23 protein-coding genes are annotated in these 26,837 nt (G+C 73.1%); 13 read left to right on the top strand and 10 right to left on the bottom strand.

What is annotated here, in order from left to right:
* Positions 1-16 precede the first annotated feature (16 nt).
* From ACZ3YO_RS12865 to ACZ3YO_RS12850, 4 genes are read right to left on the bottom strand one after another with little or no spacing between them, the layout of a single operon-like run.
* Positions 17-634: a GTP-binding protein gene (locus ACZ3YO_RS12865; protein ID WP_465568600.1), complete on the bottom strand. Its 618-nt coding sequence runs from the start codon at positions 632-634 to the stop codon at positions 17-19.
* A complete protein-coding gene (locus ACZ3YO_RS12860; RefSeq protein WP_465568598.1) occupies positions 615-980 on the bottom strand; it encodes a DUF742 domain-containing protein in 366 nt (121 codons plus the stop codon). The genes ACZ3YO_RS12865 and ACZ3YO_RS12860 overlap by 20 nt, the downstream gene beginning before the upstream one ends.
* Positions 977-1,381 (bottom strand): roadblock/LC7 domain-containing protein, encoded by a 405-nt coding sequence (locus tag ACZ3YO_RS12855; RefSeq protein ID WP_465549615.1) that lies wholly within the window; start codon positions 1,379-1,381, stop codon positions 977-979. The genes ACZ3YO_RS12860 and ACZ3YO_RS12855 overlap by 4 nt, the downstream gene beginning before the upstream one ends.
* Positions 1,381-3,009 carry an ATP-binding protein gene (locus tag ACZ3YO_RS12850; protein ID WP_465568840.1) on the bottom strand — a complete coding sequence of 543 codons (1,629 nt, stop codon included), beginning with the start codon at positions 3,007-3,009 and terminating at the stop codon, positions 1,381-1,383. Before ACZ3YO_RS12850 ends, ACZ3YO_RS12855 begins: the two co-directional genes overlap by 1 nt.
* Before the next feature lie 446 nt (positions 3,010-3,455).
* Between ACZ3YO_RS12850 and ACZ3YO_RS12845 the strand changes: the two genes are divergently transcribed.
* Positions 3,456-3,851 (top strand): RidA family protein, encoded by a 396-nt coding sequence (locus ACZ3YO_RS12845; RefSeq protein WP_465549613.1) that lies wholly within the window; start codon positions 3,456-3,458, stop codon positions 3,849-3,851.
* Between the two features lie 211 nt (positions 3,852-4,062).
* Here the strand turns inward: ACZ3YO_RS12845 and ACZ3YO_RS12840 are convergent, their stop codons facing one another.
* Positions 4,063-6,306 (bottom strand): RICIN domain-containing protein, encoded by a 2,244-nt coding sequence (locus ACZ3YO_RS12840; protein WP_465568594.1) that lies wholly within the window; start codon positions 6,304-6,306, stop codon positions 4,063-4,065.
* 270 nt (positions 6,307-6,576) lie between these two features.
* Here ACZ3YO_RS12840 and ACZ3YO_RS12835 point away from each other — a divergent pair, with 270 nt between their 5' ends.
* The 4 genes from ACZ3YO_RS12835 to ACZ3YO_RS12820 all read left to right on the top strand — a co-directional run bounded on the left by ACZ3YO_RS12835 (position 6,577) and on the right by ACZ3YO_RS12820 (position 11,933).
* Positions 6,577-8,343, top strand: coding sequence for a glycoside hydrolase family 35 protein (locus tag ACZ3YO_RS12835; protein ID WP_465568592.1), 1,767 nt, complete (start codon positions 6,577-6,579; stop codon positions 8,341-8,343).
* Positions 8,344-8,544: 201 nt separating this feature from the next.
* On the top strand, positions 8,545-9,873 hold the full coding sequence (locus ACZ3YO_RS12830; protein WP_465568590.1) for an ABC transporter substrate-binding protein: 1,329 nt from the start codon (positions 8,545-8,547) through the stop codon (positions 9,871-9,873).
* 186 nt (positions 9,874-10,059) lie between these two features.
* Positions 10,060-11,016 carry a carbohydrate ABC transporter permease gene (locus ACZ3YO_RS12825; RefSeq protein WP_465549605.1) on the top strand — a complete coding sequence of 319 codons (957 nt, stop codon included), beginning with the start codon at positions 10,060-10,062 and terminating at the stop codon, positions 11,014-11,016.
* Positions 11,013-11,933 (top strand): carbohydrate ABC transporter permease, encoded by a 921-nt coding sequence (locus ACZ3YO_RS12820; protein ID WP_465568587.1) that lies wholly within the window; start codon positions 11,013-11,015, stop codon positions 11,931-11,933. The genes ACZ3YO_RS12825 and ACZ3YO_RS12820 overlap by 4 nt, the downstream gene beginning before the upstream one ends.
* A gap of 72 nt (positions 11,934-12,005) precedes the next feature.
* On the opposite strand, the gene ACZ3YO_RS12815 is transcribed toward ACZ3YO_RS12820, so the two are convergent.
* Positions 12,006-12,764 (bottom strand): DeoR/GlpR family DNA-binding transcription regulator, encoded by a 759-nt coding sequence (locus ACZ3YO_RS12815; protein ID WP_465568585.1) that lies wholly within the window; start codon positions 12,762-12,764, stop codon positions 12,006-12,008.
* 210 nt (positions 12,765-12,974) lie between these two features.
* Here ACZ3YO_RS12815 and ACZ3YO_RS12810 point away from each other — a divergent pair, with 210 nt between their 5' ends.
* The 4 genes from ACZ3YO_RS12810 to ACZ3YO_RS12795 all read left to right on the top strand — a co-directional run bounded on the left by ACZ3YO_RS12810 (position 12,975) and on the right by ACZ3YO_RS12795 (position 15,621).
* Positions 12,975-13,274: a hypothetical protein gene (locus ACZ3YO_RS12810; RefSeq protein ID WP_465568582.1), complete on the top strand. Its 300-nt coding sequence runs from the start codon at positions 12,975-12,977 to the stop codon at positions 13,272-13,274.
* Between the two features lie 264 nt (positions 13,275-13,538).
* Positions 13,539-14,123: a hypothetical protein gene (locus ACZ3YO_RS12805; protein ID WP_465568579.1), complete on the top strand. Its 585-nt coding sequence runs from the start codon at positions 13,539-13,541 to the stop codon at positions 14,121-14,123.
* A 164-nt stretch (positions 14,124-14,287) separates the two neighbouring features.
* Positions 14,288-14,869 carry a sigma-70 family RNA polymerase sigma factor gene (locus ACZ3YO_RS12800; RefSeq protein ID WP_465568577.1) on the top strand — a complete coding sequence of 194 codons (582 nt, stop codon included), beginning with the start codon at positions 14,288-14,290 and terminating at the stop codon, positions 14,867-14,869.
* Positions 14,866-15,621, top strand: coding sequence for an anti-sigma factor family protein (locus ACZ3YO_RS12795; RefSeq protein ID WP_465568574.1), 756 nt, complete (start codon positions 14,866-14,868; stop codon positions 15,619-15,621). Before ACZ3YO_RS12800 ends, ACZ3YO_RS12795 begins: the two co-directional genes overlap by 4 nt.
* Before the next feature lie 105 nt (positions 15,622-15,726).
* Here ACZ3YO_RS12795 and ACZ3YO_RS12790 read toward each other — a convergent pair whose 3' ends face one another.
* On the bottom strand, positions 15,727-16,299 hold the full coding sequence (locus tag ACZ3YO_RS12790) for a TetR/AcrR family transcriptional regulator (RefSeq protein ID WP_465568571.1): 573 nt from the start codon (positions 16,297-16,299) through the stop codon (positions 15,727-15,729).
* 120 nt (positions 16,300-16,419) lie between these two features.
* Between ACZ3YO_RS12790 and ACZ3YO_RS12785 the strand changes: the two genes are divergently transcribed.
* A complete protein-coding gene (locus tag ACZ3YO_RS12785) occupies positions 16,420-16,860 on the top strand; it encodes a nuclear transport factor 2 family protein (protein ID WP_465568568.1) in 441 nt (146 codons plus the stop codon).
* Positions 16,861-17,095: 235 nt separating this feature from the next.
* Here ACZ3YO_RS12785 and ACZ3YO_RS12780 read toward each other — a convergent pair whose 3' ends face one another.
* Together ACZ3YO_RS12780 and ACZ3YO_RS12775 are read right to left on the bottom strand one after the other, a co-directional pair.
* The gene (locus tag ACZ3YO_RS12780) at positions 17,096-17,650 is read right to left on the bottom strand and encodes a GNAT family N-acetyltransferase (protein WP_465568566.1); all 555 of its coding nucleotides are present in this window, start codon (positions 17,648-17,650) and stop codon (positions 17,096-17,098) included.
* A gap of 155 nt (positions 17,651-17,805) precedes the next feature.
* Positions 17,806-20,139, bottom strand: a complete 2,334-nt coding sequence (locus tag ACZ3YO_RS12775; protein ID WP_465568563.1) for an Orn/Lys/Arg family decarboxylase — start codon at positions 20,137-20,139, stop codon at positions 17,806-17,808.
* Between the two features lie 264 nt (positions 20,140-20,403).
* Between ACZ3YO_RS12775 and ACZ3YO_RS12770 the strand changes: the two genes are divergently transcribed.
* On the top strand, positions 20,404-20,970 hold the full coding sequence (locus tag ACZ3YO_RS12770; RefSeq protein ID WP_465568560.1) for a Uma2 family endonuclease: 567 nt from the start codon (positions 20,404-20,406) through the stop codon (positions 20,968-20,970).
* Between the two features lie 35 nt (positions 20,971-21,005).
* Here the strand turns inward: ACZ3YO_RS12770 and ACZ3YO_RS12765 are convergent, their stop codons facing one another.
* Positions 21,006-21,713: a DUF4232 domain-containing protein gene (locus tag ACZ3YO_RS12765; RefSeq protein WP_465568557.1), complete on the bottom strand. Its 708-nt coding sequence runs from the start codon at positions 21,711-21,713 to the stop codon at positions 21,006-21,008.
* A gap of 333 nt (positions 21,714-22,046) precedes the next feature.
* Between ACZ3YO_RS12765 and ACZ3YO_RS12760 the strand changes: the two genes are divergently transcribed.
* Positions 22,047-24,347, top strand: a complete 2,301-nt coding sequence (locus tag ACZ3YO_RS12760) for a protein kinase domain-containing protein (protein ID WP_465568554.1) — start codon at positions 22,047-22,049, stop codon at positions 24,345-24,347.
* A gap of 2 nt (positions 24,348-24,349) precedes the next feature.
* Entirely contained in the window at positions 24,350-26,767 is a 2,418-nt protein-coding gene (locus ACZ3YO_RS12755) for a protein kinase domain-containing protein (RefSeq protein WP_465568551.1), read from the top strand.
* Positions 26,768-26,837: the final 70 nt, after the last annotated feature.

The following is a 26,837-nucleotide window of genomic DNA, read 5'->3' as shown; positions in this document are numbered from 1 at the left end:
CCTGGGCGGAGCGGCCTCAGCGGCCGGGCGGGGCCGAGAGGTTGTACAGGTAGTGCATCAGGGCCAGCAGGACGTCCCGGCTGGATTCGCGGGCCCGGGCGTCGCAGTGGACGATCGGCACCTCGGGCGGCAGGTCGAGGGCGGCCCGCAGCTCCTCGGTGGGGTACGTCGGCGACTCCGGGAAGGTGTTGGCGGCGACGACGAACGGCACGCCGCGGTCCTCCAGCCGTCCGATCACGTCGAAGCTGACTTCGAGCCGGCGGGTGTCGACCAGGACGACCGCGCCGAGCGCCCCTTCGAACAGGCCGTTCCAGAGGAACCAGAACCGCTCCTGCCCGGGGGTGCCGAAGACGTACAGCACCAGCTCCTCGTTGATGCTGATGCGGCCGAAGTCCATGGCGACGGTGGTGGAGGTCTTGCGTTCGATCCCGGCGGTGTCGTCGACGTCGGCCCCGGCCTGGGTCATCGTCTCCTCGGTGGTCAGCGGGCGGATCTCGCTGACGGAGCCGACCATGGTGGTCTTGCCGACACCGAAACCGCCCACGATCACGATCTTGACGGCCATGGTGGCCGTGTCCGGGAGCAGGTCCGCGCTGGGCGGACCCGTCACGGTGTCAGAGCTTCTGGAGTCCATGCATCACCGCCTCCAAGAGGGCGCGGTCGGGGAGGATCGCCTGCGGGACGCAGGCGCGGGCTTCGATCCGTTCCTCGTTGAGGAGGTCGGAGAGCAGCACGGTGACGGCGCTCATCGGCAGCTCCAGGTAGGCGGAGATCTCGGCGACGGACAGCGGCGAGCCGCAGATCCGCAGGATCGCCGCATGCTCGGGCTGCATGGCGGGCGTCGGCTCCGCACGGGAGACGATGAGGGTGACCAGGTCGAAGGTGGTCTGCTCGGTGACGCCGCTGCGGCCGCGCGTGATCACGTAGAGGCGTTCGGGGTCGTCTTCGTCCCAGCCCTGGCCCTGGTCGGCTGCGCTCATGCGACCTGCTCGCCGTTGCGCGGGGGCGTGGTGAGATGCTCGCCGATCCGGGCGACGAGGTCGCGCATCCGCTGCCCCATCAGCCCCGCGTCGACGCCCTCGTCCGCGAGCACGGCCAGGAAGGCGCGGGCGCCGGCGGCCATCAGGTAGAAGAAGCCGCCGCCCATCTCGATGACGACCAGCCGCATCCGGCCGTCGCCGTACGGGAACTCGTGGCCGACCGCGGCGGCCAGGCTCTGCAGCCCGGCACAGGCGGCGGCGAGGCGGTCGGCGGTGTCGGTGTCGGCGCCGTGCTGGGCGATCCGCAGACCGTCGGCGGAGAGGACGATGACGTGACGGGTGTACGGGACGCTCTCCGCCAGGTCCTTGAGCATCCAGTCCATGTTGCTGCGCTGCTGCATTACTGCTCGCCCTTTTCTGCCGACTCTTCACCGGTGCGGACGGCCGCATCGGTTGACGGTGCTTGTCCGTTGACCCCTTCGGTGAACGCGGCCAGCCACAGACCGGGCTGGACCGGCGCCTGTGCCGGCTCGGGGACGGCGGCCGGCCGGGGGGTGACGGTGCGGGAGGAGGGGGCGGCGTGACGGCGGCGCTGCGGCAGGCCGTTCGCGGTCCGCCCGTTGATCACCGGGATGTCGTCCTCGGCCGGGTACCGCCCCGAGCCGCCCCCCGAGGTGGAGCCGGGCGACGACCCGAGGGAGGACCCACGGGACGATCCGGGCGGCGCGCCCGTCCCGGAGACGGAGACCGTCCGCGCCCCCCACGGCTGCGGTCCGCCCGCGGCCCGGGAGATCCCGGCCGTACGGGGCGTCGCCGCGGGCCGGGGCGCACCGGCCGCCCGGGACTTGGCGGCGGCGCCGATGCCGTGGGCACGGCCGGTGGCGGGGGCCGTGGTGATGCACTCCTGCGGCACGATCAGCACGGCGCGCACCCCGCCGTAGGCGGAGGGCCGCAGCGAGACCTGGAAGCCGTAGGCCCGCGCGAGGCGGCCGACGACGGCCAGGCCGAGCCGGGGGGTCTCGCCGAGGTCGTTCAGGTCGATGCCGGCCTGCGCCTCCCGGAGCATCCGCTCGGCGCGGGCCCGGCCCTCCTCGCTGAGGCTGAGGCCGCCGTCCTCGATCTCGATCGCGATGCCGGTCTGCACCTCGACGGCGGTCAGGTGCACGCTGGTCTGCGGCGGGGAGTAGCGGGTGGCGTTGTCGAGGAGTTCGGCGACGGCGTGGATGAGCGGTTCGACGGCCGGTCCGACCACGGCGACCTCGGACACCGGGTGCAGCTCGACGCGCCGGTAGTCCAGGATCCGCGAGATGCCGCCGCGCAGCACGCTGTAGAGCGGCACCGCCCGGCCCCACTGGCGGCCGGGGCGGGCACCGCCCAGGACGGCGATGCTGTCGGCGAGGCGGCCGATCAGCGCGTTGCCGTGGTCCAGGCGCAGCAGGTCGTCGAAGACGGCCGGGTTGGTGCCGTGCCGGTTCTCCATCTCGCGCAGGTCCTGGGCCTGCCGGTGGACGATGGCCTGGACGCGGCGGGCGATGTTGACGAAGGCGCGCTGGGCGGACTCGCGCAGCGCCTCCTCGTTGTCGACCGCCTCCAGGACGGTGCGCAGCACGGCGTGCCGGGAGGCCTCGAACTGCGGGCCGGCGATGGCGTCGTGGGACTCGTACGCCATCAGCACGTCCGTGACGGAGGTGCCGCCGTGGAGCCGGGCGACCGCCGCGGGCAGGTCCTCCCGGGCCAGGCGCGCCGTCTCGCTCTCCTGTCGGGCCAGCCGGGCGAGCAACTCGCGCTCCTGCCGCGCGCACTGCGCCCGCAGGGCGTCCAGCGCACGCCCCCTGCGCGCGGCCTCGCCGGCCACCACGGCGGCCGCCGCCGTCCCCACCACCCCGCACCAGGCGACCCCCGCCCGGGCACCGGCGGATACCACCACCGTCGCGACGACAGCGGCCGCCGCCGTCACCACCACGGGCAGGAGCCACACCAGCACGGGAGCGGAGCGCCGACCTCTGGGTGACGATCCAGCACCAAGCATCAGCATCCTCAAACGATCGGAAGAGTAGTGAACGACGAGCGGGCACCGGCTCGTGCGGGCAGCGTGCGGCGGGCGGGCCGCCGGCCGGGCCGTGAGGAGGACGGCCGGCTGCCGGCGGTCCTCCGGTCTGGCCTCAACGGCCTTGCTCTGCAGCTGATTTCGGTGCCTCCCCGGTCGGATGTCCCACGCGTCGCGCACACCGCCGGGACGTACCGGGGCAGGGTTCCTGTCCCGTCGTCCGGGTTGTGCGGGAACCAGGTTTACCGCGCCCCGGGCTCGCCGGACCGCTGCCCGCGCCCAGTTCGCCCATGCGAGGGGTGTCACGGGAAAACCGCCCCGCGCCGCAGGGGTCCGTGCTACGCGCTCCGGTTCCGAACTCGTGGGCGACGGCGGGCCGGTGAGGGCCCGGGTGGAAGACGGCGAGCGCGGTCTGGCAGCATGGCCGGATGGCAGGAATTCGACAGGCCGTCAGCTCCGGGTCGCCACTGGAACCGCAGATCGGCTTCTCGCGGGCGGTCCGGGTGGGTGATCACGTGGCGGTGGCCGGCACGGCCCCGATCGCGGACGACGGTTCCACGGCGGCGCCCGGTGACGTCTATGCGCAGACCGTGCGGTGCCTGGACATCGCCGAGCGGGCGCTGGAGGCGGCCGGCGCCTCGATGGCGGACGTCATCCGGACGCGCGTCATGCTGGTCGACGTGACCACGTGGAAGGAGGCGGCGCGGGCGCACGGCGAGCGGTTCGCCGACGTCCGGCCCGTGTGCACGTTCGTCGAGGTCTCCCGCTTCATCGACGCCGACTGGCTGGTCGAGGTGGAGATCGACGCGGTTCTGCCGGGCTGAGGGCGTCGCCCTGCCCGGAGCCGGCAGCGGGAAGCGGGAAGCAGGGAACCGGAAGCAGGCGCCGGGAGCGGTCCAGGTCGCCGTCGTGCGGGCGTTCACCCCGGGCCGGGGGCGCTGTCGCTGTGGCCGATGACGGCACCGGGGGAGCCGGCCCGGCGCGTCGTGCGCCGGGCCGGCTCCCCCGTACGTGCTGCGGACCGGGGCCGCAGCGTCAGCCGATCGTCCAGAGCTGCAACGCCGACCCGGTGTCGGCCTGCTGGGTGACCTTGGCCCCGTCGCTGGCCGAGGCGGTGGTGAGCAACAGACCGCTCTTGCGTGAGGCGATCCGGTAGCCGCCGGGGGTCGGCGTGACCAGCCAGCGCTGGTTGCCGCCTCCGGTGCAGGCCCACTGGACCACCTTGGCGCCGGCGGCCGTCGAGCCGTCGCTGACGTCCAGGCAGAGCTTGGACTCGCCGTTGGCGATCTGGTAGCTGCCGTCGCCCTGTCGGGTGAGGACCCAGTCCTGGTTGGCGCCGCCGTTGGGTGCCCAGGTGACCAGCTGGGTGCCCTGGGCGGTGGAGTGGCCGGGGTCGTCGAGGGCCTTGCCGGAGACGGTCAGGGTGTGGGTGCCGTCCAGCGGCGGGGTGGGCACGGTGCCGGTGGCGGTGAGGGTGAGGGCCTGCTCGGCGGCGGTCCGGGCGCCGCCGACGGGGTTGCCGCTGGTGTCGCTCCAGCTCCGGACGGGGGTGGTCTCGGCGGACCGGCCGCCGGCCGCGGAGAGGCCGAGGACGAGGCCGCTGTAGCGGTTGACCAGCTTGAAGGAGCCGGTGGCCGCCCCGGCGGAGGAGTTCTGGGGGACGACGAACCACTGCTGGCCGACGCCGGGTCCGCCGGCGCCGGCGGTGGTCGCGGTGGGCAGGGCGCCCCAGGCCCGGCCGGCGACGGCCGTGGAGTCGACGCCGAGCAGCCGGCCGGTGGAGGCGTTGGCGATGCGGTAGGAGCCGTCGCCGTTGGAGGCGAAGCTCCAGGACTCCAGGGCCGATCCGGTGGCTGCGGCCACCGACGTCGTCGCGGAGCCGCCGGAGACCTGGGCGAGCACCCGGCCGTCGGCGTTGGCGATCCGGTAGGTCTTGCCGAGGTCGACCGGGGGAGCGGCCGGCGCGGAGCTGCCGATGGTCACGTTCACGTACTCGCCGGAGGCGCCGCCCGAGCAGCCGAAGGCGCAGTACGAGCGGAAGGACTTGCCGACGATCGTGGAGCTCGTCCGGTTCGCGCCGTCGAGGAACCACCGGTACCAGGACGCGGTGTGGTAACCGCCGGTGTCGCCGATCGGGACCCACTTCTGACTGGAGAGGTCGGCGGTGGCGTAGTACTGCTGGGGCGCCGAGCCGCTCTGGTCGACCGCCTGGGGTTCGCCGATGTAGAGGCCCAGGTAGGCGTTGTAGGTGACGTCCATGACGAACAGGGGCGAGGTCGCGGGCATCGTGCCGGCCGCGACCTGCTGGGCGACGGTGCCGGGGTTCGCCGGGTCGTACTCGCCGGCGGCCGGGGTGTAGCCGGTGGGGTGGGCCTGGTCGGCGGGCACCATGTTGCTCTCCCGGCCACCCACGCCGGGCTGGGACCAGGCGCCGTCGTACCACTTCTGCCACGAGTCGGGCGCCATCTTCGCGGAGATCGGGGCCCGGGCCACGTGCTCGTGGAAGGCCTTCCAGCCGCCGCCCTTCTCGACGATCCGCGAGCCGTAGAAGACGTAGAAGTAGCCCGAGGCGGTGTCGACGAAGAGGCGCTGGTCGCCGTCGCCGTAGTGGAAGGTCTGGTTGGGGAAGGCCGCGGTGTCGCCCCGCTTGGTGCTGTACGGCGAGGTGATGACGTGGTCCTTGATGGTCCAGGTCCGGCCCTGGTCGGTGGAGACCGCGTAGTCGATGGCGTCGAAGTGCAGTCCGTCTCCGAAGGGCTGCGGGGTGAACTCGTTGTGCACCAGCCCGTACCAGTGGCCGGTGTCCGGGTCGACCCAGACGCCGGAAAGGTCGCAGAAGTTCTTCTGGGCGTAGGACGACCCGGCGGGCGCGTAGCTCGCCTCGCGGCCGGTGGGGCTGTTGTTGCAGCGCCAGGTGGTGTCGTTGTTCCGGTCGTTGGCGTTGGCGGGGTCGACCGCGTTGCTGACCGCGCTCGACCGGGTGGCGGAGTCGAAGTCCCGGCCGGTGAAGAAGTCCCAGTAGCGGGGGTCGTTCGCGCCGTAGAGGGCGGCGGACTGCTGGAACCAGAACGTGCCGTCCTTGTCGGTGTACGGGACGGCGGGGGTGTCCGTGGGGTGCTGGTAGGTGACGGGCGTTCCGACGCTCACCGTGTACGTGGCGGCGGCGGTCGTGGCGGGCGCCGGTGGTGCGGCCGAGGCCGGCGCGGCGGTGCCCGCGCCGAACGCCAGGAGGGCGGGGGCGAGGACGGCGGCGAGTGCTCTGCGGGGTGGGGCGGACACGGGGGTCTCCTTCGCGGCGGGGGCGAGGGCGAGCGGCGGGTGGGGCCGGTCGCGGTGTCAGGTCCAGCGGCTGCAGTATCCGATCCGGGAACACACAGATGTCAACACCTTCGATCAGAAATCTGCACTTCTGGTTCCATAATCTGTTCAAAGATGCTTGAATCAACCCCCAACGCGCCAGGTATCGGCAAGCGGCACCGCGCCGAGGCCCCGTCGGACCCGCCTCGCCCGCCTCACCCACCGCACGCACCGACCCCCCCCGAGGACCGCATGCTCCAGATCTCCCCGACCGGCTTCACCCTCGACGGACGCCCGCTGCGCCTGCTGTCCGGCGCCCTGCACTACTTCCGCAGCCTGCCCGCGCAGTGGCCCCGCCACCTGCGCATGCTGCGGGCGATGGGCCTGAACACCGTGGAGACGTACGTCCCCTGGAACCTTCACGAGCCGCGGCCCGGCAGCTACGACTTCACCGGGCGGGCCGACCTCGGGGCCTTCCTCCGCGCCGCCGCGGACGCCGGACTGCACGCGATCGTCCGCCCGAGCCCCTACATCTGCGCGGAATGGGAGAACGGCGGCCTGCCCTGGTGGCTCCAGGCCGAGGGGAACCTGCCGCTGCGTACCGGCGACCCGCGCTACCTGGCCCACGTCGACCGCTGGTACGACGCGCTGATCCCGCTCCTCGCCGAGCACCAGAGCACCCGCGGCGGCAACGTCCTGATGGTCCAGATCGAGAACGAGTACGGCTCCTACGGCACCGACCGCGGCTATCTCGCCCACCTCGCCGACGGCCTGCGCGCCCGCGGGATCGACGTCCCGCTCTGCACCTCCGACGGGCCGGAGGACTTCTTCCTCACCGGCGGCACCCTCCCCGGCCACCTGGCCACCGTCAACTTCGGCAGCCGCGCCGGCGAGGCCTTCGCCGAACTGCGCCGCCACCGCCCCCAGGACCCGCCGATGTGCATGGAGTTCTGGAACGGCTGGTTCGACCACTGGGGCGAGCGGCACACCACCCGCGGGGCGGAGGACGCCACCGGGGCCCTGCGGGAGATCCTGGCGGCCGGGGCCTCCGTCAACCTCTACATGGCCCACGGTGGCACCAACTTCGGCACCTGGGCGGGCGCCAACACCGCCGACCCCCGCACCGGCCGCGGCTACCAGCCGACCGTCACCTCCTACGACTACGACGCCCCGCTGGACGAACGCGGAGCCCCCACCGCGAAGTTCTGGGCCTTCCGCGAAGTCCTCTCGGCGTACGCGGACGGCGCCGTGCCGGAGCCCGAGGAGCTCCCGCCCGTGCTGGCGCCGTGCCGGGTGGAGCTCGACCGGTCGCTTCCGCTCGCGGACGTCGTGGACCACCTCTCCATCGGGGCGGTTCGGTCGGCCGTCCCGCTCTCGTTCGAGGAACTCGGCCTCCCGCACGGCCTCGTCCGCTACCGGAGCACCATCCCCGGCCCGCGTGCGGACTACCCGCTGACGGTCGAGGGGCTGGCCGACCGGGCCCGGATCCACGTCGACGGCGTCCACCTCGCCACCCTGGAGCGGGACGTGGAGCACGAACCCCTCAAGGTCGCGGTGCCCGGGGCGGAGGCCCGGCTGGAGGTCCTGGTCGAGTCGATGGGCCGGGTCAACTACGGCGCCGGGATCGGCGACCGCAAGGGCATCACCGGAGCCCTGCACACCCAGCAGTACCTGCACGGCTGGACCATCGACCCGATGCCGCTGGCCGACGGCACGCCCGACCGCCTCCCCTGGGACGCGGCCGCAGCGCCGGCCGGTGGTCCCGGTCCGGTCTTCCACCGCGGCAGCTTCGAGGTGGCGGAGCCCGCCGACGGGTACCTGGCGCTGCCCGGCTGGACCAAGGGCTACGTCTGGGTCAACGGCTTCCTGCTCGGCCGGTACTGGGACCGCGGCCCCCAGCGCACGCTCTACCTGCCGTGGCCCGTCCTGCGCAGCGGGCCGAACGAGATCACCGTCCTCGAACTGGACCACTGCGCCGACCCCGCCGTGGATCTCGGGCCCCGGCCCGACCTCGGCTGACCCCACCGTGACCGGCCGTCCGTCCGCCCCTGCCGCGGGCCGCGCGGCCGTGTCGAAACCGAGACCGCTTCGTGCTCCGCTCTCTCTAGGCAGATGCTCGATTCTGAACAATACTCCTCGGAAATAAACACCTAAGAGCACAGCTTCGGGCACACCCAATCAAGATCCCCCAGCACCTCCCGTACCCAAAGGACCAGATCCATGGCGAAGACACGAATCCGCACCCGACTGCTGGCCGCCGCCGTGGCGCTTCCGCTGCTCTCCGGCGTCGCGGCCTGCAGCTCCGGCGGTGACGGCGGATCGGGCGACAGCGGCCCGAAGGCCGGCGGAACCACCGAAGTCACCTTCTGGGGCTGGGCGCCGGGCTACGAGGAGGCGGCGGCCCAGTTCAACGCGACGCACCAGGACGTCCGGGTCAAGTTCGAGAAGATCGTCTCGGGCAGCAAGGGCGGCTACGCGAAGATCTTCGCGGCGGTCAAGGCCGGCAACGCCCCCTGCCTCGCCCAGGTCGGCTACGAGTCGCTGCCCAGCTTCGTCGTCGAGGGCGCGGTCCAGGACGTCGGGAAGGAGGCCGCCCAGTACCAGCCGCAGTACGGCGAGGCCGCCTGGAACTCCGTCAAGGTCGGCGGCCAGGTGTACGGCATCCCGGTCGACATGGGCCCGATGGCGCTCTACTACCGCAGCGACCTGTACGCGCGGTACGGCCTGAAGCCACAGGCCACCTGGGAGGAGTTCGCCGCCGACGCCGACAAGCTGCACGCCGCGAACCCGAACGGCTACCTCAGCGTCTTCAACCCGGACGACCCCTGGTGGTTCGCCGGCATGTCCGCCCAGGCCGGCGGCAGCTGGTTCGGCACCGACACCAAGGGCTGGAAGGTCTCGCTCGGGAGCGACCCGGGGACCGCGAAGGTGGCGAACTACTGGCAGGGCCTGGTCGACAAGGGACTGGTCAAGTCCGAGCAGAGCGGCACCCCCGACCTCTACAAGGAGTTGCAGGACGGCACGCTCGCCGCGTACCCCGGCCCGGTCTGGTTCTCCTCCATCCTCGAACAGAACGCCGCGCAGGCCTCCGGCAAGTGGGCGGTGGCCCCGATGCCGCAGTGGCAGGACGGCGCCAAGTCGGTTGGCAACGACGGCGGTTCCTCCACCGCGGTGGTCAAGGGCTGCAAGAACACCGCGGCGGCGCTGCAGTTCGCCAACTGGATGAGCACCGACGCGGCGGCCGTCGCCACGCTCGTCGAGAAGGCCGGCATCTACCCCGCCTCCACCAGCGGCACCTCCGCCCCGGCGCTGGCGAAGCCGAGCGCGTACTTCGGCAACCAGCCGGTCTTCGACGTCTTCAAGCAGGCGTCGGCGCAGGCCGCCCCGTTCAGCTGGGGCCCGACGATGACGCAGACGTCCAGCGACCTCACCGACGCCTTCGGTGCGGCCGTCGCGTCCAAGGGCCGGCTGACCGGGGCCCTGGGCACCGTCCAGGGCAAGACGGTCGACGCGATGAAGTCGAAGGGGCTGACGGTCACCGCCGGTTGACCCCCGCCGGTTGACCGACACCGCCGGTCGACCCGCACTGCCGGCGGACCGCGCGCACCTGACGGGCCGCGGCCCGCCGGCCCCGGCACTGACCAGCGGACCTTCTGACGGCCCTTCTGACGGACCGAGCAGCGGCCCTACCGACCGACTGACGGACCGACCGCCAGCACGAGAGAGAAACCCCAGATGAGCGCAGCAACCCCGGTGGTGACGGGCCGCACCGGCCCGAAGGCCGCCACCGCACGACGCGGCCCGGCCCGCAACCGCGCGGCCCTCGGCTTCCTGCTCCCCTTCGGCCTGCTCTTCACCGCCCTGTTCCTGCTGCCCATCGGGTACGCGGTCTGGCAGAGCCTCTTCCGGATCGAGCGCTCCGGCCTGGGCTTCGGCCCGGCCAGAACGGTCTTCGCCGGCCTCGACAACTACACCGCCGCCCTCGGCGACGGGTCGTTCGTCGCGGGCATCGGGCGGGTCCTGCTGTTCGGCGCCGTCCAGGTGCCGGTGATGCTCGGCCTGGCCCTCGGCCTCGCCCTGCTGATCGACGCCAAGGGCACCCGGCTGCGGAAGTTCTTCCGGCTCGCCTACTTCCTCCCGTACGCGATCCCCGGCGTGGTGGCCACCATCCTCTGGGCGTTCCTCTACCTGCCCGGGACCAGCCCGCTGGTCTCCGGTCTCAAGGACCTCGGCATCGAAGCCGACTTCCTCTCCTCCGGCACCGTCCTGTGGTCGATGGCCAACATCGTCACCTGGACCTGGACCGGTTACAACATGCTGGTCATCCTCTCCGCCCTGCAGGCCATCCCCAGCGAGCTGTACGAGGCCGCCGACCTCGACGGCGCCGGCCCCTGGCGGATCGCCTGGCACATCAAGATCCCCCTGGTGGCCCCCGCCCTGGTGCTGACCGGCATCTTCTCCATCATCGGCACCCTGCAGCTCTTCACCGAGCCGATGGTCCTGCACTCGCTGGCCTCGACCGTCTCCGCCGACTACACCCCCAACATGGCGGCGTACAACGCGGCCTTCGGCAACAACGACTACGGCAAGGCGGCGGCGATCGCCGTCCTGCTGGCCCTCGCCACCTGCGTCCTGTCCTTCACCTTCCTGCGCCTCTCGGTGCGCCTCACCGGAAACCGGGTGACCGCATGAGCACCGTCGACCTCGACCGCCGCCCCGAGGCCGCCGGCCCGGCCGCCGGCCGCACCGCCGGACCCGCCCGCCCGTCCGCTCCCGGCCGCCGGCCGCGGCCCAACGTCCTCGGCACGGCCGTCCTGTTCGTGCTCTCCGCCTACTTCCTGCTGCCCGCCTGGTGGCTGCTGGTGGCCTCCACCAAGAGCAGCAGCGACCTCTTCGGCAGTGACGGCTTCCGGTTCTCCGCCTTCCACCTCGGCGACAACCTCCACGACCTGGCCACCGCCAATGACGGCCTCTACTTCCGCTGGCTGCTCAACACCGTCCTGTACGCCGGGGTCGGCGCCGCGGCCGCCACGCTGCTCGCGGCGATGGCCGGCTACGCCCTCACCAAGTACCGGTTCCGGGGCCGGGAGGCGGTGTTCAACACGATCCTCGCCGCCGTGCTCGTCCCGGCGCCGCTGCTCGCCCTGCCGGTCTACCTGCTGCTCTCCAAGGCCCACCTGGTCAACACCGTCTGGGCGGTACTCCTGCCCAGCATGGTCAGCCCGTTCGGTGTCTACCTCTGCCGGATCTACGCCGCCGCGTCCGTCCCGGACGAGATCCTGGAGGCGGCCCGGATGGACGGCGCGGGGGAGTTCCGGATCTTCTTCACGGTGGTCCTGCGGATCTTCTCGCCGGCGCTGGTGACCGTCTTCCTGTTCCAGTTCACCACCATCTGGAACAACTTCTTCCTGCCACTGGTCACGCTCTCCGACCAGAAGCTCTGGCCGGTCAACCTGGGCCTCTACTACTGGAACGGCCTCAAGGACCACACCCCGTACAACCTGGTCGTCACCGGCTCGCTGGTCTCCGTCGTCCCGCTGGTCGTCGCCTTCCTGCTACTGCAGCGGTTCTGGCGCACCGACCTGACGGCGGGCGGCGTCAAGGCCTGAGCCCCGGCGCCGCCGCGGGCCGGAGCGCGCGGTCGTGCGCGGTCGTGCGCAGGCGGGTGCCGCCGGGCCTGGTCAGGCCCGGCGGACCCGCACGCCGCAGTTGGTGAACGCCGTCTGCTGCTCGTCCGAGAGGCCGTCGTCCGTCACCAGGTCGTGGACGTCGGAGAGCGGGCAGATGCGCGCGAACGTGACCTTGCCGGCCTTCGTGCTGTCCGCGAGCACGACCGAGCGCGCGCTGCTGCGCAGGAACGCCCGGTCGGTCTGGGCCTCCATCTCGTCGTGCGTGGTGCAGCCCTCCTCCGCGGTCAGGCCGTCCACCCCGATGAAGGCGATGTCCAGGTGGTACTGCGACAGCATCCGGTCGGCGGCCGGGCCGACCAGCTCGTAGCTGGCCGTGCGGGCGATCCCGCCGATCACCACCAGCCGCACCTCGGGGCGGACGATCAGGTCCGCCGCGATGTTCACCGCATTGGTCACGACGGTGAGGCCGCTGCGCTCGGCGAGCACCCGGGCCAGCTCGCTGGTGGTCGTACCGCCGCTGAGGCCCACCACCGCGCCGTCCGGCACGAGTTCGGCCGCCGACTGGGCGATCCTGCGCTTCTCCTCCCGCTGCTTCTCGCTCCGGTGGCGCAGCGGCAGTTCGAGGTTGACCGAGCCGGTCACCGCGCCGCCGCGCGTGCGGTGCAGCAGCCCCTGTTCGTGGAGCTCCTGGAGATCGCGGCGCACGGTCGCGGTCGAGACGCCCAGCAACTCCGCGAGGGCGTGCACATCGGCGCTCCCCGCTTCGGTGACGTGCGAGAGGATGCGGGCGGCGCGATCAGCTTTGAGCATGCCCCGAGTCTAGCCCGGTCGGACGTGCGCCGAGCCGGGTAGATGAACGAAGATGACCATGACAGGCGCCGAGCAATCAGTTCCGCTCACGGCTCAGGAAGCGGCCGTACGGCGCAACTCCGCTCGGAACCGTTTCCGCGCGCATGAACCCGGCGGGCCGCTGGGAACACTCGCGGGAGACGAGGGATCGATCCACGATCGGGGGCCGGTATGGACGACGGGCTGAAGGCGATCACCGACGCGGTGCGCGAGGTCGAGGAGGCGCTGCGCGAAACCGTCGTCGCGCCGGGCCGGCGCGGCCGGGACCGCGTCGTCCTGGCCGACGAACCACCCCTCCTGGCCGCGGCCGCCGTCCTCCTGGAAGCCGTGAGGGACTTCACCGCCACCTACCCCATCCGCATGACCACCCCCGACTCCCGCACCGCCTTCGACCGGGCCACCAAGGAACTGGACGGCCTCGTCCGCCAGTTCCGCGAGGCCGAACGCGGCGCCGCGAAGGAACGGGGCTGACCCGGACGCGCCTGCCGTGTCCGGCCAGGTGGACCGCCCACCGTCCAGGTGCCGAGGGTCCGCCGGCCCGGGTGGCCGGTGAAGTGGACGGGGCCGGCGGCGGCTCCGGCGGCTCCCCCCGGACAGGCCCGGAAAAGAAATCTGCCGGGTCGTTGAGTACATCGGCCACGCCCTCCGTACTGACGGTCAACGGGCGGGGCCGCAGCCGACGAGGCGGGCGAACGCCGTAGCCGACCGGACCTCACACCCTCGGGGGAGAACACCATGTACGCGTTCCGCCGCACCGCCGTCCTCGCCGCAGCCGCCACGGCCGTCGCCCTGCTCGCCACGGCGTGCGGCCCCGACGGGGACCCTGCCCCGGCGGCCCAGGCCCCGACCACGCCGAAGGCGCCGGCCACGTCGGCCGCACCCACCGGGGCCGCGCCCGCCGCGCCGGGCACGTCCGACCCGGGCAACGCGGCGTCGAAGGGCTCGCTGGCCACCGTCACCTCGCCGCAGTTCGGGCCGATCGTCGTCGACGGCCTCAACTACACGCTGTACCGCTTCGACAAGGACACCGCCAAGCTCTCCGCCTCCAACTGCAACGACGCCTGCGCCGTGAAGTGGCCGCCGGTGCCGGTGAGCGAGCAGGCCACGGTCAAGGGCGTGGACGCCAAGCTGGTCGGCTCGGTGACCCGCGCCGACGGCACCAAGCAGCTCACCCTGAACGGCTGGCCCCTGTACCGCTTCGCCGAAGACAAGGCGCCCGGCGAGACCAAGGGCCAGGGCGTCGGCGGCACCTGGTTCATCAGCACCCCGGACGGCAAGAAGGCCCAGGCGGCCCAGCCCGCCGGCGGCTCCTCCTACTGACGCACCCTCGGACCGCTGGCGGCGGCCGGCCCCGCCCCGGGGGCACCCACCGCCCGCAACCGTGCCCCGCCCGGCAGGACGACGGCCCATCGGCCGCCTCCCCGGGCGGGGCGCCGCCTCCCCGGCCCCGCCCGGCCTCGCCCGGCCTCGACGAGGAGAGACCCATGCGGCACGATACGGCCGTGAGCGACTACCCTCCGGCGGCCACCGGGCAAGCGCCCGGTGCCGGCACCGACACCGACGCGGGAGCGGAGCTGATCCGCGCCCTGCACCGGGAGCACGCCGCCCCGCTGCTGCGCTTCGTCCTCCACCTGGTCGGCGGGGACCGGCAGCGGGCCGACGACGTGGTCGAGGAAACCCTCCTCCGCGCCTGGCGCAACATCCACCGGCTCGACGGCCGCCAGGGCTCGCTGCGCCCCTGGCTGGTCGCGGTCGCCCGGCGGATCGTCCTCCACGGGCCCCGCAGCGGCCTCCCGAAACCCCGCGAAGCCGACGACACCGCCCTGGAGTCGATGCCCGCTGAGGAGGAACTCGCCAAGGCGCTGCGGCTGATGGCGATGGCCGACGCCATGGACGCGCTGACCCCCGCCCATCGCGAGGTGCTGGCCGAGACCTGCCTCAAGGGCCGGACCGTGAACGAAGCCGCCGTGGTGCTCGACCTCCCGGCCGACACCGTCCGGGCCAGGGTCGTCTACGCGCTGCGCTCACTCAAGATCGCACTCGAGGAACGAGGAGTGACATCGTGACCACCCCGGAGGGAATGCACCTGGACGTGGGTGCCTACGCCCTCGGGCTGCTCGAACCCGGGGAGACGGCGCGGTTCGCGGAACACCTCGAAGGCTGCGCGCGGTGCGCCGCCGAGCTGGCCGAGCTCTCCGGCCTGGAGCCGCTGCTGGCCGAGTTCGCCGAGGCCACCCGGCCGGCCGGCGCCGGGCAGGGCGCGGCCGCGTTCGACCCGCTGCCGCAGCCGGGCCCGCAGCTGCTCGACCGCCTGGTCGCCCGGACCACCGCCGCCCGCCGCACGGCCCGCACCCGCCGGCTGTTCCTGGTGGCCGCCGTCGTCGCCCTGCTGATCGGCGGCCCCCTGCTCGGCGCGGCCGTACGCGGCGCCGACACCGTCGCCTCGGCGGACCACCACCCGACCAGCCCGGCCTCCTGGCTGATGGACACCGGCGAGCTCCACAGCGCCACCGACCCGGGGACGGGCGCGGCGGCGACCGTCTCGCTGGAGGACAAGAAGTGGGGCACCCATGTCGCCCTGCAGCTCGGCAACGTCCAGGGTCCGCTGAACTGCTCCCTGATCGCGGTCTCCCGCTCCGGCAGGGAACAGCCCGTCACCAGCTGGGCCGTCCCGCCGGCCGGCTACGGCGTGCCGGGGGCCACCGACCCGCTCGTCACCCACGGCGGGGTCGGTTTCCCGGCCGCCGAGATCGACCACTTCGAGGTGCGCACCGACGACGGCCGCCGGCTCGTCTCGATCCCCCTCCGGGCGTCCTGACGTTCGGCCGGCGGAGGTGGCTCCCGTCTGTGGGCCCCGGGAGCCGCTTCCCTGACGGGTCGTAGCCGGGGCCCGCCCCTGGTCGAACGGCCGTCCCACCGGCCGTCAGCGTGGCCGGAGTCCGTCGAAGACCACCTCGAAGATCCGCTCCCGGGCGGCCGGGTCGGCCCCGAGCTGCTCCATCGACGCGCCGGTGCCGACCAGGAGGGCCATGAGTTCCGGCAGGCCCAGCTGCGCGCGGACCACCCCGGCCCGCTGAGCCCCGGACAGCAGCTCGGCCAGCCGGGCCTGGATCTGGGCGGTCGACTCCCGTAGGGACGCGTGCACGTCCACCCCGGCCGCGGCGAGCGCCTGGGTGAACTCGTTCTTGCCCGCGGACTGTTCGATCACCAGGCGGAAGCAGCCGAAGAAGGCCTCGGCCGGATCGGCCGCGGCCGCCAGCTGCGCGGTCAGGGCCGCCAGCTCCTCCAGTCTGCGCACCATCACCGCCTCCAGCAGCGCCTCCTTGGTGGGGAAGTGGCGGAAGAGCGTGCCGACCCCGACCCCGGCGGCCCGGGCGACCTCCTCGGTGGGCACGCCGACACCGCGGGTGGTGAAGATCTCGGTGGCCGCATCGAGCAGCCTGGCCCGGTTGCGGGCCGCATCGGCCCGCAGCGGGCGATCCTGAGCGTCGTTCATCCCACTCTCCCTCCCGCACCGAAGGCGGTACCACTGTGGACAACCGGAGTCGCCAGTCCGTATCGTCGAAAACGGAGTCGCTAGTCCGATTCTAGCGGCAGAGACTGCTGGGGGTTGATCATGTCCAAGGCGCTGTCACCGCGTGAGGTCTTCCAGAAGCTGATCGAGGGTATCGGTGCAGGGCGGTTCTCGGAACTGGCCGAGCTCTACGCCGAAGATGCGCTGGTGGAGACCGTTTTCGAGCCGGTCGGGCCGCGCCGGTTCGAGGGGCGGGCCGTGCTCAGGGAGCGGTTCGCGGAGGTCTCCGCGAGTTCGCCGGTGGAGCTGACCCCGGTGAACGTGGTGGTCCGGGAGACCGACGACCCGGAGGTGGTCGTCGCCGAGTTCGACTACGAGGTGCACCACCGGGTGACCGGACGGACCTTCCGGAGCGCCAACATCCAGGTACTGCGGGTCCGCGACGGCCTGATCGTCGCCAGCCGGGACTTTCACGACCATCTCGCCCTCATCGTGGCCGGCGGCGCCCTGCCTCAGCTGGTGGAGGCTTTGGAGGGCAAGTAGCGGGTAGGGGAGGCACGCTCGCCGCGGCCGGCGGGCCGGGCTGGTCGGCGGCCTGACCGGGCCTTCGCCCCGGGCTCCTCCCGGTCACAGCCGGGCCAGGTCGTCTGCCCGGGTCGTCTGCCCGGGCGCGTCGAGCCGGGGCGTGCGCACCCCGGCGGCGATGGCCGCACGGTCGGGCCCGCCGGTGGCGCGTGACGTCGGGCCCGACGCCGAGGTGCGGCGTCGGGCCGGCGGATCAGGCCGGGGTGGCCGCCCCCGCCGGCCGGGCCCACTCCTCGGCGAGCAGGCCGAGGACGACCTCGTCGCTGTAGGTGCCGTACGTCCAGGCGGAGCGCCGGAAGGTGCCTTCGAGGACGAAGCCCGCGCCGGTCGCGGCGGCGATCATCGCCGCGTTGTCCGCGAGGGTGTCGACCTGGAGCCGGTGCAGCCCGCGCACGGTGAAGCCGTACAGACAGAGGACGTCGACCACCTCGTGCGCCAGGCCGCGGCCCCGGAAGGTAGGACGCAGCGCGATGCCGAGGTGGGCGCCGCGGTTGTGGGTGTCGATGCCCCAGAGCAGCGCCTCGCCGGCCAGCTCGCCCGACGCGAGCTCGACGACCGAGAAGCAGGCCGCCTCCTCGGACGGCGCCGCCACGGCGTACGGGGACTCGACGGCGCCGGGTGATATGGGCTGCCAGGGGCGGGAGTCGGCGCGGGAGCGGGTCGCGACGTCGTCGTACAGCTCCGCCTGCAGAACGGGGACGTCGCTTTCGTGCCGGGCCCGGAGGGCGATCTTCGCGTTCAGTAGCATGTCACATGGTTTACAGATACGAGGGCGCCGCCGCAAGCGAATTAAGCAGGCCCCGCCGCTACGGCGAGGCCTGCCTGGATCGGACAGCACCGGTCACGGCGACGGATCCCCTGCCGGCCCGGGCGCTGGTGCCCGGGCCGGCTCCGCGCAGCCGGTCACGACTGCCGGACGCACTCGATCAGGTAGTCGCCGGTCGCCGGGTCGATCGTGACGCCGTGCGTCTCGCTGCGGAACCCGGGGAACTGCCGGTCGAACTCCTCCAACGCTCCCAGGTAGCGCAGCAGCGGACCGCCGACCTCGCCGACGGCCTCGCCCGGCATCAGCACCGGGATCCCCGGCGGCGTGACCGTGACCATCGCGGCGGCCACCCGCCCGGCGGCCCGCGCCAATGGCAGCCGCTCGGTACCGCCCCGGATCAGCTGCTGGTAGCAGTGCTGCGGCGGCGCCACCGGTTCGGGCAGCTCGCGGAACGCAGTGTCAAGGGCGTCGATCAGCTCGGCCCCGGTCAGGTGCTCGTGCATCTGCCGGCAGAGCTGCTTGAGCGTGAGGCCGGCGTAGCGGAGGGGATACTGCTCGACGAGGCCGGGCAGGACGCGGTCGAGCGGCGTGTCACCGTCGTGTAGCGCCTTGAAGTCCATCAGGGCGTCCATCAGGGTGCCCCACTTCCCCTTGGTGATGCCCATGGAGAACAGGACGAGGGTGCTGTAACTGTCGGTCTTCTCGACGACGATGCCGCGGGCGGCCAGGTAAGCGGTCAGGATCCTGGCCGGAACGCCCCAGTCGGCCGTCTCTCCGGTGGCAGTGACGCCCGGACAGGTGATGGTCACCTTGATCGGGTCGAGCAGGCAGTACCCCTCGCTGAGATCGGGGAAGCCGTGCCAGTCGGCCCCCGGCTCCAGATGCCAGCACCGAGGCTCACGGCTCAGTAGCGCGGACGGCGCGTCGGCGAAGTCGAAGCGCTCTCCGGTGGCGGGATCGGTGACGGTGGGCGGCTGCCACACCCCGAAGAACCACGAGGGCCGGTCGCCGGCGCCGGTGATCCGCCGCGCCGTCCGCACCACGGCCTGGCGGAACCGGATGGCCTCGGTGACCGCCTCGTCGATCAGCCACTGCCCCTGCGGGCCGTCCATCATGGCCGTGGCGACGTCCAGCGAGGCGATCCCGGGGTAGAACGGCGAGGTGGTGCCGTGCATCATGAAGGCCTCGTTGAACCGCTCGTGCTCGACCGGCGCCCGGGGAGCCGACCGCACGTGGACCATCGCGCTCTGCGAGATGGCGGCGAGGAGCTTGTGCGTCGACTGCGTGGAGAAGACGGTGGGCCGCAGCGGGTCGTCGAAGGTCTCCGGGCCGACCGCCATACCGTAGCGGCCCGCGTACAGCGGGTGGAAGCGGGCGTAGGCGAACCAGGCCTCGTCGAAGTGCAGCCGAGGCGTGCTGGGCGCGAACGCGCGGGCGGTCCGGACGGTGTCGTAACACAAACCGTCGTAGGTCGAGTTGGTGATCACGGCGTACTGCGCGTCTGGAGAGACCGCCCCGGCCGTCAGGGGGTTGGCCGCGATCCGGGCGCGCACCGCCGCGGGATCCGTCCGCGTCGGCGGCAGCGGCCCGGCGAGCCCGTAGCCGTTCCGGGTCGGTACGAGGTAGACCGGGCGGGCGCCGGAGATCACCAGCCCGTGCAGCACCGACTTGTGGCAGTTGCGGTCCACCAGGGCGATCTCGTCGCGAGTGACGCTGTAGTGGCCCACCATCCGGTCGGCCGTGGAGTCACCGTGCAGGACGAAGTACGTGCGGTCGGCCCCGAAGACCCTGGCGGCGTTGCGCTCTGCCTCGCCGATCGGGCCGCTGTGCTCGAAGAGGGAGCCGAGCTCGCCGACCGAGATCGACAGGTCCGTGCGGAACAGGCGCTCGCCGTAGTAGTCGAAGAACGCCCGTCCGGCCGGGGACTTGAGGAAGGCGACACCGCCCGAATGGGCCGGGGTGTGCCACGAGTACTCGTGCGCGTCGTCGAACCGGCACAGCGCCTTGAAGAACGGCGGCAGGATGTCGCTGTGGTACGTCCGCGCGGCGGCTGCGACCCGGCCGGCGACAAAGGCCGGAGTGTCCTCCAGGGGCCAGATGTAGCCGGTCACCACCTCCGAGACCCAGAGCGGCAGCGCCTCGAACTCCCGCTCCGCGTCGGACAGGACGAGGAACGACGGGAGGCCCTTGAAACGCCGCCCGATCGTCCGCAGCACGGCGGCACCGCCGCCCTCCGCGCCGTCCGGCCCGGCACCGGGCTCGCCACCGGGTGCGAGATCCCAGGCGACGACGGCCGCGGCGAGCCCCGCCTCCGTCTGCAGCACGGCCTGCGCGTCCCTGGCGGTGGCGGCCCACCGGAGTTCGAATCCCCGGTTCTCCAACTCCTTGCCGACCCGCCGGAGCTGCTCACCGGCGGCACCCGTCCGCACCGGACCCTCGTGCAATGCCAGCAGGACCGCGCTCTTCCCCATCGGCCACCACACTCTTTCCCTGATCAGGAAGCTTTGATATCGCCTCAGTGTCAGCGTCGGAGGGCACGTGCCAGAGACTTTTGCCACCTCGTTCGCCCGATCGAGTGGCGGGCGGCGTACCGTGCGTGACGCCGGCGGGCCCGTACGCGCGTAACGTTACGAGGTGCCCCCGGCCGTGCGGTTGGTAGCGGTTGGGGTGCGGCAGGCACGCCCGACTGTCACCGGTCCGTCCGAGGGCTGAAGTCCGGATCAGGAGAGCAGCACGTGAGTACAGCGCAGGCCGGCCCGGGGGACTACAGCCGGGTGCCGAACCCGGAGCAGGCCCTGAAATACGCGATTCGGCACATCGCGGGTGACCGCGTCGAGATCGTCGAGGGAGTCATCACCCCCGTGTCGCCGTCCTGGGCCCATGAGACAACCGTCGACCTGATCCGCGAACAGATCGGGCCCCGCATGCGCGAACTCGGTCTCCGCGCCGGGTCCGGGAACCTCGACCTGCCCGGCACGGAGAACTTCTATGTACCGGATCTGGCGGTGGTACCCGCCGCACTGGCCAGGACCGAAGGCGCGCTGCTGCCGGACCAGACCGTGCTGGTCGTCGAGGTGACGTCCCCGTCGAACTGCGACACCGACCGGACGGCCAAGCGACGCCGCTACTCGCAGTTCGGCGCTCCGGTCTACCTGCTGGTGGACCGCCGGGAACGCACGTGCACACTGTTCTCGCAGCCGGGACAGCTCGGCTACACCCGCGTGGAAGGTCCGCATCCGTTCGGCACCCCGCTGCAACTGTCGGCCCCGCTGGCGCTCGAACTCGACACCACGGGGTTCTGACCCCGGCCCCGCAGTGCAGCCCCGGCCCGCGCGGGTCAGAACTCGTCGGCTCCGTTGCGCAGCTCGGGCGTCCAGTAGCCGGTGGCCCAGGCGGCCGGGTCGACGGCGATGCCTCCGGCGCCGGGTGCCTTGACGGTGGTCTGGCCGTTGCCGCCGCTCAGGGTGACGGAGAACGCGGTCACGGGCTCGTTGTTCTCGTGGACGCCGCCGTTGGAGAGCTTCACGAGGGCGTAGGCGGGGGCGCCCGGGGCGAGGACGACGGGGGCGGCGGGCTTGCTCTTGGCGACGGCGGGGACGTTCTCGCGGTGGCTTTCGAGGAACTGGATCTGCGGGTAGTCATTGAGCCTGCAGCTGTGGCCGCCGGTGTTCTTGGCGGTCAGGACGATGTGGGTGTAGGGCGGCCCGTCCTGGTGGGCGGCGCTGATGGCCACGTCCTTGACGGCGCACAGGGGTGTGGAGGCGGCGGTCGTCGGGGCGGGGGCCTTGGTGGCCGCGGGCTGCGCGGCCCCGGCGCTGCTCCCGGTCCCTGTGCCGCTCCCGGTCCCTGCGCCCTGTGAAGCCCCGCCGCCCTGGGCCGGCTGCGTCTGCGAGGCGGCCGGTGCGGCCGGTGCGGCGGCCTTGGTCCCCGCACCGCCTCCGCCTCCGGCAGCGCCGCCGTCGCCGTTGCAGGCGCTGAGGGTCAGCACGAGTGCGGCGGTGCTCACGGTGGCCAGGGCGGTGGTGCGGCTGCGGAAGGTGGTCATCGGAACTCCCCGTTGTCATTCGTACGGTGTGACGCAGCGTCCGGTGCGTCGGGGCACCACCCTGGCCCGGAGGCCGTCCCACTCGCCAGGCCCGGCCGCCGATCCGGGACGCCGGGACGTTTCATGCCTGCTGACCTGCGGAAACGAGCGAGCCTGGAACGCCGGTACGGGACGGTGCCACCGTTTTGCCGCCCCGGCGACGGCTGTCCGCACCGGCCGCCGGTGACCGGTCCCGCCGTCGCCCCCGAGGGCATCTTGTGGGAAAGCGGATGATCGCCTGTCATGCCCGCCGCGTTCCCCCTAGCCTGTGAGGGCTCACGGGAGGGGGAGACGTTGGAGCAACTCGGCGCCGCGGACCCGCAACAGGTCGGGCCGTACACGCTCATGGGGCGGCTCGGGGCCGGCGGCATGGGCGCGGTGTATCTGGGGCGGTCGGCCGGTGGGCGGACCGTCGCGGTCAAGGTGGTGCGGCCGGAGCTGGCCGAGGACGGGTCCTTCCGGGCGCGCTTCCGGCAGGAGGTCGCGGCGGCCCGCCGGGTGGCCGGAGCGTTCACCGCGCCGGTGGTGGACGCCGACACCGAGGCCGCGACGCCCTGGATGGCGACCGCGTTCGTGGTCGGCGTCTCCCTCCAGCAGGCGGTGGCCCGGCACGGTCCGCTGCCCGAGGAGACCGTGCGGACGCTGGCGGCCGGGCTGGCGGAGGCGCTGGCCGAGGTGCACCGCGCCGGGCTGATCCACCGTGACCTGAAGCCCGGCAACGTGCTGCTGGCGCTGGACGGGCCGCACGTCATCGACTTCGGCATCTCCCGGGCGGCCGACGGCACCGGGCTGACCACGACCGGCGCGGTCATCGGCTCGGCGCCGTACATGTCGCCGGAGCAGGCGCTGGGGGAGCCGCTCACCCCGGCGAGCGACGTGTTCGCGCTCGGCTCGACGGTCGCCTACGCGGCGCTCGGCACCCGCCTGTTCGGCGACGGCGTCGGGGCGGCGGTGCTCTTCCGCGTGGTGAACACCGAACCGGACCTGGGCGGGCTGCCGGACGGGATCCGGCACCTGGTCGCCGCGTGTCTGGCCAAGAATCCGAACCACCGCCCTGCGCCGGGCCAGCTCGTCGAGCTGGTGGAGCGGATCGGCCGCCCGGATCCGGCGGGCGGCTGGCTCCCGCAGGCCGTCGCGGCGGACGTCCTCGGCGTCCGGGGTGTCCTGACAGCGCTGCCCGGGCCGATGCCGGCCCCTCCCGCCGGTCCACCGGACGGCCCGCCACACGCCACGCCGCAGGGCCCGCCCGGGGCCACGCCGCCGTTCCCTGCGGACCTGGTGCCCCAGGACGCGGTGCCCCAGGACGCGTTACCGGGCAGCCGCCCGAGCCGCCGGGCCGTGCTGTTGGGCCTCGGCGGCGGTGTGCTCGCGGCGGCCGGGACCGCCACCACGATCGCCCTGCTGGACCGCCGCGGAGGCAGTACCGGTGCCGGCGGCACGGCCACGGCCGGCGGTTCGAGCGGTACGCCGACCGCCCTGGTGCGGCCGTCCGGCCTCGACGTTCCCGAGGCCAGTCCGAGCTGGCAGGTGACGCAGCCGAATCCCTGCCCCCAGGTGCTCTCCGCCGAAGGCGTGGTGGTCTGCGTCTCCATCCTGAAGATCTGGGGCGTGGACGATGCCGGGAAGACCAAGTGGACGGTGGACGGCACCACCACCGGCGGCGTCTTCGCGATCGACCCGACCACCCCGCGGCCCGTCGCCGGGCTGGACGGCGGCCGGCTCTACGTCCCCGGCCAGAGGGCGCTGGCGCCCGAACTCCTGAGCTTCACGCTGGCCGACGGGAAGCTCGACTGGAGGCTGGCGCAGGACCAGAAGAACCTGACGGGCGTCGTCGCCTTCGCCGGGATCCGCGCCGGCAAGGCCTACCTGCTCGGCACGGGCGACGGCAAGGACCGTGGAGCCGCCCCGAGTGGCACCCACGTCTGGGCGGTGGACCTCGCCGCCCGCCGGAGCCTCTGGGTGTACGGCGAGGACACGATGCTGGTCCAGACGGCGATGCCGCAAGGCGACCGGATCGTGGTCTCCAACTTCGACCAGCTGAAGGCCCTGGACGCGAAGGGCGGGGTCGCCTGGGAGCGCAGGCTCCCGGCGCTCGGCCTCGGCGCCGCCGGGAAGTACGTCCTCGCCCTCGACAAGGACAGCACGCTGACCGCCCTGGACCCGGACGACAAGGGCAGCCCGGTGTGGACGGTGAGCGGCGTCGTCGGGGCCGCCCCGCGCGGCGACGGCTTCCCCGGCAGCGAGGACGGCAGCGTCCTGTACTTCCTCCGGAGGGACGCGGACGCCGGGTACTCGGTGGGCACCCTGGACCCGGCGAACGGTCGCACCGGCTGGAGTACGCCGCTGCCGCTCGACTCTCCGGAGGCCGCCCTCCTCGGGGCCCGCCTGCTCTGCGCCGACGGCAACCTCTACCGGATGGGGCCCGACGCCGTGATCTGGGCCCTCGACCCGGCGAACGGGAAGGCCCGCTGGAAGTACTCCGGGCTGAAGGGGAAGGACACCTCGAGTCTGGCCTGGACGGCCGGTGCCGGGCGGCTCTGCGTCTCCGACACGGCCACCCGCACGATCACCTCCCTGCCCGCGAAGGGGTCCTGAACATGCGCCAGCTGGAGTCCGACGACCCGTCCAGGATCGGCCCGTACGCCCTGCTTGGCCGGCTGGGGGCCGGTGGCATGGGGGTGGTCTACCTCGGCCGGTCGGCCGGCGGACGGACCGTCGCGGTCAAACTGGTCCGGCGCGAGCTGGCCGGTGACGCGAAGTTCCGCGCGCGGTTCCGGGCTGAGGTCTCGGCGGCCAGGGCTGCCTCCTCGGCGTTCACCGCTCCGGTCGTGGACGCCGACACCGACGCGCCCGTGCCCTGGATGGCGACCGCCTTCGTGCCGGGGGTCGCGCTGGACGAGGCGGTCCGGCTGGTCGGCGCGTTCCCCGAGCACGTGCTGCGCATCCTGGCGGCCGGGATCGCCGAGGAGCTGAGGAACATCCACGCCGTCGGGCTGACCCACCGGGACCTCAAGCCGAGCAATGTGCTGCTGGCGCTGGACGGGCCGCACGTCATCGACTTCGGCATCGCGCGGGCGGCGGACGGCACCGCGCTGACCGCCGAGGGCGCGATCTTCGGCACGCCCGCCTTCATGTCGCCGGAGCAGGCGCTGGGGGAGCGGGCCGGCGCGGCGAGCGACGTGTTCTCGCTCGGCTCGACCCTGGCGTTCGCCGCCACCGGCGGGACCGGGCCGTTCGACGGCGGGCATCCGCTGGAGATGCTGCGCAAGGTGGTGAGCGAGGAGCCGGACCTCGCGGCGGTGCCCGGTGGGGTGCGGCTGCTGGTCGCGGCCTGCCTGGCCAAGGCCCCGGGGGACCGGCCGACGCCGCAGCAGCTCGCCGCCTCCCAGGGGGTGGGACCGCTGACACCGGGGACGTGGCTGCACCCGGTGCTGGTCGCGGCGATCGAGGAGGCGGCAGCGGTGATGGCCCCGCTGGCGGCCGCCGCGCCCCCGCCACCCCCGTCGCTCCCGCCGGTCCAGCCGCCCCTGCCTCCCGGGCCGGGCGGACCCGCCGGGCCGCCGCCGGTGGGGCCTGCGGCCGGGACACCGACGGGGCAGCAGACACTGCTGCTCGGCCGGGTCACGCCCTCGCCCGCGCCCCGGCCGGGCCGCCGCAAGCTCCTGCTCGGCCTGGCCGGCGGGGCGGTGGCCGCGGCTGGCGCCGGCACCGCGCTGTTACTCACCCGTGCGGGCGGCGGCGACAAGCCGCAGTCCGCTGCCGGGCCCGGGACGGGCTCCGGCAACCCGCCGCCGACCCCGGCCGCGAACCCGACCGACTACTCGCGCTCGCTGGACACGGACGTCCTGGCGACCCCGCTGTGGACGGCGCCGGTGGACGAGCCGCTGATCGCGGTGACCGGCGAGGGGGACACCGTCGTCGTCGCCGGAATGAAGGGCGTCTCGGCGTTCGACCGGGCGGGGAAGCCCCGCTGGGGACCGCTGACCAACTACTCCGCGCCGTCCGGGGTCGGCAGCGGCGACTGCCCGGTGGCGGTCGGCGGGGGCATGGCCTACGTGATGGGGTACGGCGGCGAGACCGACCTGACGTACGTCTTCAAGGCCGTCGACCTCGCGACCGGAGCCGTCGCCTGGACCCTGAACCGGCCGGACCTGCGGATCGCCCGCTCCGCCTCGGTGGCGGGACTCCTCGACAACCTCGTCTACGTCCACGGGGAGGCGATCGGCACCTTCCGCCTCCCCGACCCGAAGGCCCCGGTCGCCTACACGGGGGGCTTCGTGTGGGCGGTGGACCCGGCGACGCGTCAGCTCCGGTGGCAGCTCGTGCGACCGCGAGGCGTGACGGAGACCACGAGGCTCTCCATCCCGTCCACCGGGACCCGCCTGCTGTGGGAGACCTACGACGTGGACGTCAACACCTACAAGAAGACGGGGAAGCTGGAGGCCCTCGACGTCAACGACGGCGGCAAGAGCCTCTGGCAGCAACTGGCTCCGGGCAGCGGCGCCACGGTCATCATGTTGCCCTTCTTCGCCGACGGCCAGCACAGTTCGGCCGGAGGCTACTTCCTCTACCTGGGCGACCGGCTCTACGCGGTCGACCCGGCGGACGGGAAGGTGGCCTGGCAGTCCGCCGGGGAGTGGGCCTTCAAGGGGGCGGTGGCGAGCCCCGACGGCACCACCGTCTACGCCCTGGGAGCGCACTACGCGAAGGCCTGTACGGTCGTCCAGGCGTTCGACGCCAAGACCGGCGCCGTCCGCTGGTCGGGCTCCCTGCCCGGCGGAGTGCTCCAGGACATGGCGGCGCACTACGCGGACGAGACCCTCTACATCTGGGTCCACGGCAAGGTCCGGGCGCTGGATCCGGCCACCGGCTCCCCCCGCTGGACCTTCGACTTCCACCCCAGCGGCGGCAGTGCGACCCCCGTGCCGTACTGGGCCGGCGGCGGCCGGCTCTACGGCCCGACCGAGAAGGGCCTGGTGGCGATCGCCGCCGACGGCAAGGCGGCACCCGCCTGAGGCGCACCGCCCGGCGGCCGTATCCTCGGAGGCCGTGACGCCGCCGGGCGGCCGTGTGCCCGAGGACACG

The organism is Kitasatospora sp. NPDC022785, from assembly GCF_055561295.1.
The sequence above is the reverse complement of the archived record's forward strand: the minus strand, read 5'-3'. Positions and strand labels throughout refer to the sequence as shown.

Coding starts and splice junctions, on each gene's coding strand:
- ACZ3YO_RS12850 (WP_465568840.1), bottom strand. CDS start 3,009: ATGCTTGGTGCTGGATCGTCACCCAGAGGTCGGCGCTCCGCTCCCGTG.
- ACZ3YO_RS12855 (WP_465549615.1), bottom strand. CDS start 1,381: ATGCAGCAGCGCAGCAACATGGACTGGATGCTCAAGGACCTGGCGGAG.
- ACZ3YO_RS12860 (WP_465568598.1), bottom strand. CDS start 980: ATGAGCGCAGCCGACCAGGGCCAGGGCTGGGACGAAGACGACCCCGAA.
- ACZ3YO_RS12830 (WP_465568590.1), top strand. CDS start 8,545: ATGGCGAAGACACGAATCCGCACCCGACTGCTGGCCGCCGCCGTGGCG.
- ACZ3YO_RS12755 (WP_465568551.1), top strand. CDS start 24,350: ATGCGCCAGCTGGAGTCCGACGACCCGTCCAGGATCGGCCCGTACGCC.
- ACZ3YO_RS12765 (WP_465568557.1), bottom strand. CDS start 21,713: ATGACCACCTTCCGCAGCCGCACCACCGCCCTGGCCACCGTGAGCACC.
- ACZ3YO_RS12785 (WP_465568568.1), top strand. CDS start 16,420: ATGTCCAAGGCGCTGTCACCGCGTGAGGTCTTCCAGAAGCTGATCGAG.
- ACZ3YO_RS12810 (WP_465568582.1), top strand. CDS start 12,975: ATGGACGACGGGCTGAAGGCGATCACCGACGCGGTGCGCGAGGTCGAG.
- ACZ3YO_RS12780 (WP_465568566.1), bottom strand. CDS start 17,650: ATGCTACTGAACGCGAAGATCGCCCTCCGGGCCCGGCACGAAAGCGAC.
- ACZ3YO_RS12845 (WP_465549613.1), top strand. CDS start 3,456: ATGGCAGGAATTCGACAGGCCGTCAGCTCCGGGTCGCCACTGGAACCG.
- ACZ3YO_RS12800 (WP_465568577.1), top strand. CDS start 14,288: ATGCGGCACGATACGGCCGTGAGCGACTACCCTCCGGCGGCCACCGGG.
- ACZ3YO_RS12775 (WP_465568563.1), bottom strand. CDS start 20,139: ATGGGGAAGAGCGCGGTCCTGCTGGCATTGCACGAGGGTCCGGTGCGG.
- ACZ3YO_RS12805 (WP_465568579.1), top strand. CDS start 13,539: ATGTACGCGTTCCGCCGCACCGCCGTCCTCGCCGCAGCCGCCACGGCC.
- ACZ3YO_RS12790 (WP_465568571.1), bottom strand. CDS start 16,299: ATGAACGACGCTCAGGATCGCCCGCTGCGGGCCGATGCGGCCCGCAAC.
- ACZ3YO_RS12835 (WP_465568592.1), top strand. CDS start 6,577: ATGCTCCAGATCTCCCCGACCGGCTTCACCCTCGACGGACGCCCGCTG.
- ACZ3YO_RS12815 (WP_465568585.1), bottom strand. CDS start 12,764: ATGCTCAAAGCTGATCGCGCCGCCCGCATCCTCTCGCACGTCACCGAA.
- ACZ3YO_RS12825 (WP_465549605.1), top strand. CDS start 10,060: ATGAGCGCAGCAACCCCGGTGGTGACGGGCCGCACCGGCCCGAAGGCC.
- ACZ3YO_RS12820 (WP_465568587.1), top strand. CDS start 11,013: ATGAGCACCGTCGACCTCGACCGCCGCCCCGAGGCCGCCGGCCCGGCC.
- ACZ3YO_RS12865 (WP_465568600.1), bottom strand. CDS start 634: ATGGACTCCAGAAGCTCTGACACCGTGACGGGTCCGCCCAGCGCGGAC.